General features: G+C 64.9%; 11 protein-coding genes. 2 read left to right on the forward strand and 9 right to left on the reverse strand.

Annotated elements, in window-relative coordinates; all coding sequences use genetic code 11:
• The first annotated feature begins 165 nt into the window (after window positions 1–165).
• Together AB7532_RS29720 and AB7532_RS29725 are read left to right on the forward strand one after the other, a co-directional pair.
• The gene (locus AB7532_RS29720) at window positions 166–1,416 is read left to right on the forward strand and encodes a vanadium-dependent haloperoxidase (protein ID WP_441238232.1); all 1,251 of its coding nucleotides are present in this window, start codon (window positions 166–168) and stop codon (window positions 1,414–1,416) included.
• Between the two features lie 251 nt (window positions 1,417–1,667).
• On the forward strand, window positions 1,668–2,816 hold the full coding sequence (locus AB7532_RS29725; RefSeq protein WP_441238233.1) for a M20 family metallopeptidase: 1,149 nt from the start codon (window positions 1,668–1,670) through the stop codon (window positions 2,814–2,816).
• A gap of 44 nt (window positions 2,817–2,860) precedes the next feature.
• On the opposite strand, the gene AB7532_RS29730 is transcribed toward AB7532_RS29725, so the two are convergent.
• The 9 genes from AB7532_RS29730 to AB7532_RS29770 form a co-directional block, all read right to left on the reverse strand.
• Window positions 2,861–3,319, reverse strand: coding sequence for an SRPBCC family protein (locus tag AB7532_RS29730; RefSeq protein WP_441238234.1), 459 nt, complete (start codon window positions 3,317–3,319; stop codon window positions 2,861–2,863).
• A 10-nt stretch (window positions 3,320–3,329) separates the two neighbouring features.
• Window positions 3,330–4,169, reverse strand: a complete 840-nt coding sequence (locus AB7532_RS29735; RefSeq protein WP_441238235.1) for an XdhC family protein — start codon at window positions 4,167–4,169, stop codon at window positions 3,330–3,332.
• 11 nt (window positions 4,170–4,180) lie between these two features.
• Complete coding sequence (locus tag AB7532_RS29740; RefSeq protein ID WP_441238236.1) at window positions 4,181–5,389, reverse strand: vWA domain-containing protein; 1,209 nt, start codon at window positions 5,387–5,389, stop codon at window positions 4,181–4,183.
• Window positions 5,386–6,252: an AAA family ATPase gene (locus AB7532_RS29745; RefSeq protein WP_441238237.1), complete on the reverse strand. Its 867-nt coding sequence runs from the start codon at window positions 6,250–6,252 to the stop codon at window positions 5,386–5,388. Before AB7532_RS29745 ends, AB7532_RS29740 begins: the two co-directional genes overlap by 4 nt.
• Window positions 6,253–6,357: 105 nt before the next feature.
• Window positions 6,358–8,778 carry an aerobic carbon-monoxide dehydrogenase large subunit gene (locus AB7532_RS29750; protein ID WP_441238238.1) on the reverse strand — a complete coding sequence of 807 codons (2,421 nt, stop codon included), beginning with the start codon at window positions 8,776–8,778 and terminating at the stop codon, window positions 6,358–6,360.
• The gene (locus AB7532_RS29755; protein ID WP_441238239.1) at window positions 8,775–9,275 is read right to left on the reverse strand and encodes a (2Fe-2S)-binding protein; all 501 of its coding nucleotides are present in this window, start codon (window positions 9,273–9,275) and stop codon (window positions 8,775–8,777) included. Before AB7532_RS29755 ends, AB7532_RS29750 begins: the two co-directional genes overlap by 4 nt.
• Before the next feature lie 13 nt (window positions 9,276–9,288).
• The gene (locus AB7532_RS29760; protein ID WP_441238240.1) at window positions 9,289–10,152 is read right to left on the reverse strand and encodes an FAD binding domain-containing protein; all 864 of its coding nucleotides are present in this window, start codon (window positions 10,150–10,152) and stop codon (window positions 9,289–9,291) included.
• Between the two features lie 318 nt (window positions 10,153–10,470).
• Window positions 10,471–11,673: an MHYT domain-containing protein gene (locus AB7532_RS29765; RefSeq protein ID WP_441238241.1), complete on the reverse strand. Its 1,203-nt coding sequence runs from the start codon at window positions 11,671–11,673 to the stop codon at window positions 10,471–10,473.
• A 101-nt stretch (window positions 11,674–11,774) separates the two neighbouring features.
• The gene (locus AB7532_RS29770) at window positions 11,775–12,332 is read right to left on the reverse strand and encodes a 6,7-dimethyl-8-ribityllumazine synthase (protein ID WP_441238242.1); all 558 of its coding nucleotides are present in this window, start codon (window positions 12,330–12,332) and stop codon (window positions 11,775–11,777) included.
• Between the last annotated feature and the right edge of the window lie 14 nt (window positions 12,333–12,346).

Genomic DNA, 12,346 nt, shown 5'->3' on the forward strand with positions numbered 1-12,346 from the left:
CGAACGGTAAGCCTGGCCTACCCATTCGCAGCGACTCTTCCGCCGCGTGAAGCAGTTCACAATCAAACCACAACAAGATGGCTAGAGTCCTTGGGCAGCGCGACTTGATGTCGGGCCGAGCCGCATCGGTCCTGCGAAACGTCCTTCACACCGAAAGGGCATGCCATGAAAAACTCGTCGTGGACCATCTCCCGCCTGTCGCTGATTGTAACGTTGATCGCAGCCTCGGCGCCGCTTGCACGCGCCGACGTGATCATGGATTGGAATGCAAAGGCCGATGCGATCGCTGCCGAAAAGCAAATTCTCCCAGCGCCCCACAGCCGCGTCTTGTCCATGATGCACGTCGCAATGTTCGAGGCGATCAACGCGATCGACCGCCGGTACGCGCCTTATAAAATCTCCTTGCCCGCGGACCGTTCGACGTCGCGGGAAGCTGCGGCGGCAGCTGCTGCTCACGACGTATTGCTGTCGATCTATCCAGATCTCAAGCCGGATCTGGATGCGACGCTGACGAACTCCCTGGTGCCGATCGCCGACGGCGAGTCCAAGATCGCAGGCATCGGCCTCGGGAAGGAGGCCGCGATGCAGATCATCGAGCTTCGTGCGAACGATGGCAGCGCCAATTCGGAAACTTACCGGCCCCTGACGACACCGGGCGCCTACGTTCCGACCACCGTCCCGCTTTTCTCGACCACGGGCGCGACAACGCCTTGGGTCATGGCCTCCGGATCGCAGTTTCGCCCCGGGCCGCCGCCGGCGCTTGGTTCTGAGGTGTGGACCCGGGATGTCAATGAAATCCGCGACCTCGGTGGCCGAGGCAGCCCGACCCGGACGCCTGAGCAAACGACGATCGGTCGATTCTGGTTCTTTGTCGGTGCCCGCACCTACAATCCGATCGTGAGGCAGGCGGCAATGGCCAAGGGCATGGATCTCGTCGACTGTGCCCGGCTGTTCGCATTGACGTCAATTGCAGGCAACGACGCCATCGTCGCCGTGTTTGACGCGAAGTACCATTACAATTTTTGGCGACCGATCACCGCCATACGCAATGCCGATCTGACCTCGAATGTGGCGACGCCTCGCGATCCGTCCTGGCTGCCGTTGGGGGAAACGCCGATGCATCCGGAATATCCTTGCGCTCACTGCATCGTCTCGGCGGCGGTTTCGAACGTGCTCCAGACGGTCGTAGGAGATTTTGGCGAGTTCTCGCTGACCAGCCCCACCGCACCAGGCGTCACACGTAAATGGTCGCGGCTTCAGGACTATAGCGACGAAGTCTCCAACGCTCGCATCTGGGCCGGCTTTCACTACCGATTCTCGACCGAAGTCGGCAAGGACATGGGCCGAAAGATCGGTGCGTTGACAGTCGCGACGCAGCTTCGCGGTGTGGAAGCGATGGCGGAGCCGAAGCGCTAAGCTGCTGCGCACGCCCTCGGTGGCATCCCGGCGAAAGCCAGGACGCGTTGGAGAGGATTGTGCGCTCATAAGCGAGGTGCAGTAACCCGCATAAGCGTAGCGACATGCGGGGTACTCTTGGTGCAACCGATCCCAGAAATCGCGTCGCTTATCCGGGCAGCGGACCTATCACATGGCCGCACCGCATTCAGCGACTAGGTCGGATGCGCACAACGCCCTATAACCCGCGTGAGAACCACGCGAGGATACACATGTCTCAAGCTCAAATCACGGACTGGCTGGCGTCGCAGCGGCAGGCGATGATCGATCTGCTGCGCGACGTCGTGAACATCGATTCCGGGTCTTATGACAAGGAAGGCGTCGATGCGGTCGGGGCGCGGTTCGAGCGGCATTTTGCCGAGCACGGCATTCCGTTCCGGCGCGAGGCCAACACCACGTTCGGCGACGCCATCCATGCCGACGTGGCAAAGCCCGGCAGCAACGAGAAGCCGGTGCTGTTGATGGGGCATCGCGACACCGTGTTCGGCAAGGGCGAGGCCGGGCGCCGCCCGTTCACGATCAAGGACGGTCGCGCCTATGGGCCCGGCGTCTCCGACATGAAATCCGGCCTCGTCATGAACGTGTTCGTGGCGACCGCCTTCCATAAATTCGGCGGCTCACCGCATCCGATCAAGCTGCTGATTACTTCGGACGAGGAAATCGGTTCGCCCTCCTGCCGCCCGGTGATCGAGCGCGAAGGACGTGCCGCGCGCGCCGTGTTCAACTCCGAGCCGGGCCGCCCGACCGGCAACGTCGTGACGGGGCGCAAGGGCGGCATCTTCATGCACATGGCGATCACGGGCAAAGCCGCGCATTCCGGCGCCAATTTCGCCGCGGGCGTCAGCGCCATCGGCGAGCTCGCGCAAAAGATCGTCCAGATCCATGCGCTGACCGATCTCGACAAGGGCATCACCCTGAACGTCGGCCTCGTCTCGGGTGGACAGTCCGTCAACACCACGGCGCCCTACGCCGAAGGCCAGATCGACCTGCGCTATGTCGATCCCGCCGATCGCGCGCGGATCATGGCCGCGATCGAAACAATCATCGCGACATCTTACGTGCCCGGCACCAGTGCGACGCTGACGGTCAAGGGCGAGTTCGTGCCGGTGGTGCAGAGCGCGGATTCGAAGGCGCTGTTCGAAGGTTATCAGGCCGCGGCAAGGCAGGTCGGACTTACCACCCTCCAGGGTGAGTTCTCCGGCGGCTGCGCCGATTCCGGCTTCACCGCCGCCGTGGGCACACCGACGATCTGCGGCCTTGGTCCGGTCGGCGGGCTCGCACACACGCCCGAGGAATATCTCGAGATCGACAGCATCGTGCCGCGCGCCCAGGCGCTGGCGCTGGCGATCCTGCGGGGGTGAATTTGCGGTGAAAGCGCAGGGTGGGCTCGCCACCCTGCGGTCTGTTAGCTCGCTTCGGCCCTCGCGCTGACCACTTCGGCAAACGACTTGAAGAACTCACCCGCGAGTTTCGTCGCGGTCGAGTTGATCAGCCGCGCCCCGAGCTGGGCCAACTTGCCACCGATCTGCGCGTCGACCTCGTAATGCAGCACCGTGACCTCAGCGCTCTCGGATTCCAGCCGCACGACCGCCCCGCCTTTTGCAAAGCCGGCGACACCGCCGGAGCCCTCGCCCGAGATGCGGTAGCTGTTGGGCGGATCGAAATCGGACAGCGTCACCTTGCCGCTGAAGGTCGCTTTCACGGGCCCGACCTTGAAAACCACCGTTGCGGTCATCTCGTTCGGCGCGGTCACGTCGAGCGACTGGCAGCCGGGAATGCACTGCTTCAGCACAGCGGGATCGTTCAGCGCCGCCCACACCTGTTCGCGGGAGGCCGGGATACGCTGGCTGTCGTTCATCTGCATGATCGGTTACTCACTCTTGGCTTGCTGATTGACTGGCAGCGCGCTGACCGCGTCGCCGTTCCCTGGTGATCTCGGCGAGGATCGACATCGCGATCTCCTCCGGCGTGATGGCCCCGAGGTCGAGCCCGGCCGGCGCCTTGAAATCGTCTATCGCGGCGGTGCTGGTGCCTTCCGCAATGAGCTTGGCGCGCAGCGAGGCCATCTTGCGGCGGCTGCCGACGAAGGCGTGATAGTCGGCCCTGGTCGCGACGGCCGCGCGCAGGGCGGCCTCGTCGCCCTTGCCTTGCGTCGACACCACGACGAAGCGCTTGGCGTCGTTGAGCTCGCCGAGCTGGTAACCGTCGATGAGCGTATCGGCGTCAGGCTGCGCCGTGAGATCGGCGGCGGGCGCGGCCAGCGTGACGTGATAGCCGAGCACGCGCGCCTGCGCCGCCAGCGACAGCGCCACCGGGCTTGCACCGAGAATGACCAGCGAGGGATGCGGCAGCACCGGCTCGACAAAGATGTCCATGGTGCCCTTGCTCGGGCACATGTTGCTGGCGAAGCGGATGCCGCCGCGGCTCTCGCCGGCGCTGACGCCGAGCTCGGCCAGCAAATTCTCCGGCTGCACCGAGACCATGCGCGGCTCGCCGTCGGCGAGCGCCTCGCGCGCCGCTTTGAGCACCGCGCCTTTGGCGCAGCCGCCGCCGATCCAGCCGGCGACGATGGTGCCGTCGGCCGCGATGATCGCCTTGGCCCCGGCCTTTGCCGCGGTCACCGAGACGGTGCGCACCACCGTCGCAAGCACGAAGGCGCGCTCGGCGGCCTTCATCCGCGCGACGAGATCAAGCACTTCGACATGGGCGGTCATCGCAACATCCCTCAGAGCTTCGCCAGATAGGGTTCGAGCGCGCGCAGGCTTTGCAGCGAATTCGCGGGCGCATAGAGATCGACATGCGGCAGCGCCGCTCTTATGCCTCGCGCCTCCGGCGTATAGCCCTCCCAGGCCATCATCGGATTGAGCCAGACGATGCGGCGGCAGCGCCGGTGCAGCGCCGCCATTTCTCGTCCGAGCAAGGCAGCGTCGCCGGTCTCGTAACCGTCGGAGACGATCATCACGCAGCTGCGCGAATGGATCACGCGCGCGGCGTGCCAGCGATTGAAGGTCTGCAAGGACTCGCCGATCTTGGTGCCGCCGCCCGCGCCCTGCGCCATGATCAAGAGCCGGTCGAGCGCGCGGCCGGCGTCCTTCTCCTTCATCGCATCGGAGACGTAGGCGAGACGGGTGTGGAACAGAAACGCCTCGGCCTCACGAAACTGGTCGAGCACGCCGTGGATGAAGCGCAGGAACACCGATGTGTACATGCTCATCGACCCCGAGGCATCGAGCAGCACGACCAGCCGCAGCGGCTTGTCCTTGCGTTGTCGCTTCACCAGACTGATCGGCACGCCACCATGGCTGATGTTGCGATGGATGGTGCGCCGGAGATCGAGCCGATAGCCGCGGCGACGCGCCAGATCGCGCCGCGTCAGGCGCGTCCGCATCGCCTTCGCGAGGGCTGCTGCGGCCTCATGCGCCTGCGCGATTTGATCGGGATCACTGAGCTTTCTGAAATCGACCTCGGCAAAATTGTCGGCGCGCGAGGCGCCTTCCATACGGCCCTCGCCTGAACGGCCTTCCGGCGTATCATCAGACGACGGAAGCTGGTCGGTGACGGGCTGGTTGCCCCCGTGCTCTGCTTTCGTATCCTGCAAGCTTTTCAGCGACGGATTGCTGGCGCCCGGCGCCGAACCGATGGTGCGGGAGCGCGAGCGCACGCGCTTGCCGAGCCAGAATGCATCGAACAGTCCATCGAACTTGTCCCAGTCGGATTTGCGTGCCGAGAACAGGTGTCTGAATGCCGTCCGCAGCAAGCTGGGTCGTGCCGCATAGCCCGATGACATCAGCGTCGCCGCATCCTGCCCTTCGGCCAGCCCGACGCGAAAGCCGGCATCGCGCAGTGTGCGCAGGAAGGCGGCAAGCTTCGCGGAGACGAGGCGAGAGACCTCGTTGAGGTCGTCATACCCGGGGCTGGAACCGCAGCAGCTCATGCGACCTTCCCCAGCAGGCGCTGCGTCACCTCGGGCGTGACGCGGGCGCGGTCCTCATGGGTCTTGAGCAGGCAGATCAACGTCTCGTGCACGGTCTCGGGTGCGTCGTGGAGATCATGGATGTCGAGGCCGACCAGAGCAGCCGCCCAGTCCAGCGTTTCCGCGACACCAGGAACCTTGCGCAGCTCCTCCTTGCGCACGCCCTCGACCATGCGCGCGATCTGGAGCGAGAGCGACGGGCTCGCCTCCGCGACGCGCGCAAGGATGATGCGGGTCTCGCGATCGACATCGGGATAGTCGACATAGTGATAGAGGCAGCGCCGGCGCAGCGCGTCAGAGAGCTCGCGGGTGCCGTTCGAGGTCAGCACCACATGCGGGATGGTGACGGCGGGAATGGTGCCGAGCTCGGGGATCGAGACCTGGAAGTCGGACAGCAGCTCCAGCAGGAAGGCCTCGAACTCGTCATCCGCGCGGTCGATCTCGTCGATCAGCAGCACCGGCGCCTGCGGCCGGCGGATCGCGGCGAGCAGCGGACGCTCCAGCAGGTACTTTTCCGAGAACACCTGGTCCTCGATGCTGTCGGTGCCGCGATGCGCCTGGATCGCCAGCAACTGCCGCTGATAGTTCCATTCGTAGAGCGCGGAGGACTGGTCGAGACCCTCATAGCATTGCAGACGGATCAGCTCGGTCGCGTGCACCTTCGCAAGTGCCTTGGCGACCTCGGTCTTGCCGACACCAGCCTCGCCTTCGAGCAGCAGCGGACGCCGCAGCAATTGCATCAGCGAGATCGCGGTCGCGAGGTCCGCATCGGCGATGTAGCCCGATGCGGCCAAGGCCTGCGCGATCTCGTCACGGTTTTTCATGTTCGTCTTTCTCCGTCATTGCGAGCGAAGCGAAGCAATTCAGAATCCCTCCGCGGAAGCAGTCTGGATTGCTTCGTCGCTTCGCTCCTCGCAATGACGACAACTCTACGCCACCGCCCCCAGGTCCTTCGCCGCCTTCCAATTGCGCCAGAAGTCATGCGGCATCTGGATGTGCGTGGCCCCCAGGAACGAGAACGCGTCGTTGACGGCGTTGGAGAAGGCCGGCACGCCGCCGACATTCGGGCTTTCGCCGACTCCCTTGGCGCCGATCGGATGATGCGGCGACGGGGTGACGGTGAAGTCGGTCTCCCAATGCGGCGTCTCGACCGCAGTCGGCATAAAGAAGTCCATGAACGAGCCGGTGACGACGTTACCGACCTCGTCGTAGCGGATCTCCTGCCCCATCGCGATCGCGAAGGCTTCGGTGAGGCCGCCATGCACCTGGCCCTCGATGATCATCGGGTTGATGCGGGTGCCGCAATCGTCGAGTGCGTAGAAGCGCCGGACCTTGTACACGCCGGTATCCACGTCGATGTCCATCACGCAGAGATAGGCGCCGAACGGATAGGTCATGTTGGGCGGATCGTAATAGCTCACCGCCTCCAACCCCGGCTCCATACCGGGCGGCACGGAGTTGTAGGCCGCCCAGCAGATGTCCTTCATCGACATGAACTTCTCCGGCAGGCCCCTGACGCGGAAACCGTCGATGTCGAATTCGAGGTCGTCCTCGTGGACCTCGAGCTTGTAGGCCGCGATCATCTGCGCCTTGGCCTTGATTTTTCGCGCAGCCATGGCGATGGCGGCGCCCGCCACGGGTGTGGAGCGCGAGCCGTAGGTGCCGAGCCCGTAGGGCGCGGTGTCGGTGTTGCCTTCTTCCACCATGATGTTGTCGGCGGGAATGCCGATCTCGGTCGCGATGATCTGCGCCCAGGTGGTCTCGTGGCCCTGCCCCTGGCTCTTGCTGCCCACGCGCGCGATGCCGGCACCGGTCGGGTGCATGCGGATCTCGCAGGAGTCGAACATCGCGATGCCGAGGATGTCGCAATTCTTCGACGGACCGGCACCGACGATCTCGGTGAAGAAGGAGATGCCGAGCCCCATGATGTCGCGGGTCTCGCCGCGCGCGAACGCCGCGCGCTTCTCCGTCTGCTCCTTGCGGAGCGCGGCGTAGCCGGTGGTCTCCATCATCTTGCGCATGGCGGTGTGGTAGTCGCCGGAATCGTATTCCCAGCCCAGCGCAGAGTGATACGGAAACTGCTCCGGCTTGATGAAGTTCTTCAACCGCAGCTCGGCCGGGTCCATGTTGAGCTTCTGCGCCAGGATATCCATGGCGCGCTCGATGCAATAGGCCGCCTCCGTGACGCGGAACGAGCAGCGATAGGCGACACCGCCCGGCGCCTTGTTGGTGTAGACGCCGTCGACAGCCAGATGCGCGGTTGGGAAGTGGTAGGATCCGGTGACGATGTTGAAGAAGCCGGCCGGCCATTTCGACGGGTCGGCGCAGGCGTCGAACGCGCCGTGATCGGCGAGCACGTGGACGCGGAGCCCCGTGACCTTGCCGTCTTTCGTGGCCGCGATCTCGGTGGTCATGTGATAGTCGCGCGCGAACGAGGTCGCGGTCAGGTTCTCGATGCGGTCCTCAACCCATTTCACCGGCTTGCCGGTGACGATGGAGGCCACCGCCGCACAGATATAGCCGGGATAGGCCCCGACCTTGTTGCCGAAGCCACCGCCGATATCGGGCGCGATCACGTGGATCTTGTGCTCCGGCAGCTTTGCAATCAGCGCCACCACGGTGCGGATCACGTGCGGGGCCTGGAAGGTGCCGTAGATCGTCAGCTCGCCCTTGATCTTGTCGAAGGAGCAGACGCACTGGCAGGTCTCCAGCGGCGACGGATGGGTACGGTGATAGGAGAGCATCTCCTTGATCTTGACTTCGGCCTTGTTGAAGGCCGCGTCGGTCAGCTCCTTGTCGCCGACGGTCCACTCGAAAATGTGGTTGTCGTGCTTGCGCGGGCCATGCGCGCCGGACATCTTGCCGACGAGGTCCTCGCGCAACACCGGTGCGTCCTTGTCCATCGCCTTGAAGGGATCGACGAGCGGCGGCAACGGCTCGTACTCGACGATGACCGCATTGATGCCGTCATCGGCGGCATAGCGGTCGGTGGCGACGACAAAGGCGACCTCCTGGTTCTGGAACAGCACCTTGCCGTCGGCGAGCACCATCTGCACGTCGCCGGCGAGCGTCGGCATCCAGGCGAGATTGACGGTCTTCAGCGTCTCGGCGGTGATGACCGCGAGCACGCCGGGGACCTTCAGCGCCGCGCTGTCGTCGATTTTCTTGACGCGCGCATGGGGATGCGGCGAGCGGACGAAGTCGCCATGCAGCATGCCTGGCAGCTTAAGGTCGTCGACGTAATTGCCTCTGCCCTGGGTGAAGCGGATGTCTTCGACCCGCTTGCGCTTGCAGCCCATGCCTTCGAGTGCGGCCGTGCGTTGTTCCCGCGTGGGAGTGAGGTCATTCATTCTGCGGCCTCCTGGAATTCCACGCCGTTGATCTTGGCGGCGGCATATTGAATGGCTTTGACGATGTTCTGATAGCCGGTGCAGCGGCAGATATTGCCGGAGATGCCCATCCGGATTTCCGGCTCGCTCGGCGAGGGATTTTCCTTCAGCAGCCGATGCGCGCGGACGATCATGCCCGGCGTGCAGAAACCGCATTGCAGGCCATGCATCATGCGGAAACCTTCCTGCAGCGCCGACAACGTGCCGTCGGCATTGGCCATGCCCTCGACCGTGATGATGTCAGTACCTTCGGCCTGTACCGCAAACATGGTGCAGGATTTCACCGACATGCCGTCGATATCGATCGTGCAGGCGCCGCAATGGGTGGTCTCGCAGCCGATATGGGTGCCGGTCATCTGCAGATTCTCGCGGATGAAATGCACCAGCAGCGTGCGCGGCTCGACGAGGCCTTCGACCTCGGCGCCGTTCACTTTCATGGTGACGTGTGTTTTGGCCATCGGTCCCCTCCCCTTATTTCGCTCGGCTGGCTGCGCGTTGCAGCGCGCGCATCACCATGATGCCGCCGACATGTTTTCTGTATTCGACCGGTCCGCGTGCGTCCGCGGCCGGCGCCATGATCGAAGAGGCCGCCGCGGCGGCTTTCTTCAAGGTCGCCGCATCGAGGCTCGTGCCAATCACTGCCTTCGCTGCATCGGTGGCGATCAGCGGCGTCTCGTGGAGATTGGTGAGGCCAATGGTGCAGGTCGCGACCTTGCCGCTCGCCATTGTGAGGATGACGGCCGCGGCTGCGGTCGCGTAATCGCCGACCTTTCGCTTGAGCTTTTCGTAGGCATGGCCGTGGCCGGCTGCCGGCACGGGCACCGAGACGGAGGTGAGGATCTCGCCGGGCTCGAGCGACGTGAAATAGGCGCCCTGATAGAAGTCTACCGCTGCCACATCGCGGGCGCCGCCGGCGCCTTCGAGCCGATAGGTCGCGCCCAGCGTCATCATCAGCGCCGGCATGTCGTTGCCGGGATCGCCATTGGCGACATTGCCGCCGATCGTCCCGCGGTAACGCACCTGCGGGTCGGCGATGAGAAGTGCCGCCTCGTGCAGGATCGGCATCGCCTTGGCGACCTCGTCGGAGGCCAGCAGATCGTGCTGGGTGGTCATCGCGCCGATGACGAGATTGTTGCCGTCGCGACTTATGCCCTTGAGAGCGGCAATGCCGTGCAAATCGATCAGATGGGCGGGGGTGGCGAGCCGAAGCTTCATCATCGGCACCAGGCTGTGCCCGCCGGCCAGTGGCCGTGCATCCTCGCCGAGGTCGACCAAGAGTTTGACGGCATCGGCGACGCTCGCCGGCCGGTGATAGCTGAATGATCCCGGGATCATCGTGTCCTCCCACATTCGTCCTTGGCCGGTGACGGCGCGGACGTTGGGGGAAAGCTCACTCCGAGAGGGGCGGCCCGCAATCTCTGGGGCACAAAGACAGGCTTTTTGCACGAATTGCGGGTGGGACCGCACGAATTGCGTCAGGGGTGGGGACGTATGGCGGCTCGCTCCGCTGCAACCTCTCCCGCTTGCGGGGGAGGTCGGCGCGAAGCGCCGGGTGGGGGCTCCCTCCTCTTGGGGAATCTCTCTGCGGAGACACCCTCTCCCCGACCCTCTCCCGCAAGCGGGAGAGGGAGCGCACCCGCCTATGGCCCTCGTCTACGCCTGCCGCCGGTTCGCCAGCCCCAGCCGCGCCTTGACCTCGGCGATCTTGGCCCGGCTCACCGGCACCCGGTGCGGCGACGGGCCGTCGAGCTCGAGCACGGCGCCGTCGCCTTCTTTCCGGACGAGAGCAACGTGGGGGATGGCAACGATATGGCTGCGGTGCACCCGGAGAAACAGCGAGGGATCGAGCTGCGCCTCGGCTTCCGAGATCGACCACGGGCACATCCGCTCACGGGTGCCGTCATGGACGCGGGTGTAATGCGCGTCCGCCCGGACGCTGCGGACATTGGCCGTCTCGATGAAATGCGTGCCGTCCGCGCTCTCGACCGGCAATCGGGGGACCGGCGCGCGGGGCGGCTGGCCGAGACCGCCGAGTGGAGCCGCCGCGCGCGGAGCCGCGGCCGGCGCAGCAATCAGGTCGATGGCGGCCGCCGCGACCCGCGAAGCAACCGGTTCGGCGGCAACAGAGCTCGACGCCTGCCGCCTCTGATCGGGAACCAGCGACAGCAGGAAGCCGGCCGCGATGACGAAGCACAGCACGGCCACGATGATCGACAGGATTTGCTGCGACGCGGCAAGGCCGCCGCCGGCATGATGATGGGCCGCACCGGTCAGCGGCTCGAAATGCATCCCGAGCATCGCCGTGTAGTGCATGCCGGAGACGGCGATGCCAAAGACGATCGAGCTGACGATCAGCCGGACGCCCTCCGGCTGCGCGAGGAAGGCGCGCAGCCCGCCATAGGCTGTGACGATCGCGACCACGACCGACAGCGCCACCATGGTCCGGTCGTGCACGATGCCGAAGTGACTGGCGAGACCGTGAATCCCGACATAATGCATGCTGGCAATGCCGACGCCGAGCAAAACGGCTGACGATGCCACCCGCTTCAAGGTCGGCTCGCCGATCGAAACAAAGAAGAGAGAGATACCGACCACCAGCGCGCAGATCAGGAACGAGATGATGGTGGGCAGCACCAGATAGGCGGTGTCGGGCGGCAGCGGCGCGGCCAGCATGCCGACGAAATGCATGGTCCAGATGCCGACGGCCAGAAACGCGGCAGCACCCGCGAGCAGCAGGCGATTGCTGACGCCGGGCGTGTTGCGGATGCGAGCCGCAAGCGCAAAGCCGGTATAGCCACCCAGACTCGCGATCGCCACCGAGAGCGCGACGAGATAGGGATCGTGTCCTTCGAACATGATCTTGTCGGCCGCCCCGTCTCCACGGCACGGCCTCCTCCCGCCGCCGACCTTATAGGGACGACGGCGGGATTGACAATCAGCGGCGTGTGAGCGGACGGCTACACAATGCCCGCTGCGACCTGGCCGCGCAGGCGCTCCAGGCCGTGCAAGGTCTCCGCACAGGCTGCCGCGACCTCGACGCCCTTGATCGTAAAGTGCCTGCGGAAGAAATCGTAGTGCACTTCTGTCTCGTGGAATTGCTGCGGCGTCAGCACGGCGGAGAACACCGGCACCTCTGTGCGGAGCTGCACGTCCATCAGCGCCTTGATGACGGTGTCGGCAACGAACTCGTGGCGATAGATGCCGCCGTCGACGACGAGGCCGGCCGCGACGATGGCGGTGTAGCGCCGCGTCTTGGCAAGGATCTGCGCATGCAGCGGGATCTCGAACGAGCCCGGCACCTCGAACACGTCGACATGGGTGAGATGGCGCGCCTCGGCTTCCTTCACGAAGGCGATGCGGGCTTCCTCGACCACGTCGCGGTGCCAGCAGGCCTGGATGAAGGCCACCCGCTGCGGCTTTGCGAAGCGCGGATGCTCGGTCGCCGGCGGATCCACTGGAACCGGCGGCTGTGCTTGGGACGTTTCGGTTTGGGGGTCTTGCAACATCTGATTCATGGCTTTCCTCAAAG

This window comes from Bradyrhizobium sp. 930_D9_N1_4 (assembly GCF_052076015.1).
GTDB lineage: Bacteria > Pseudomonadota > Alphaproteobacteria > Rhizobiales > Xanthobacteraceae > Bradyrhizobium.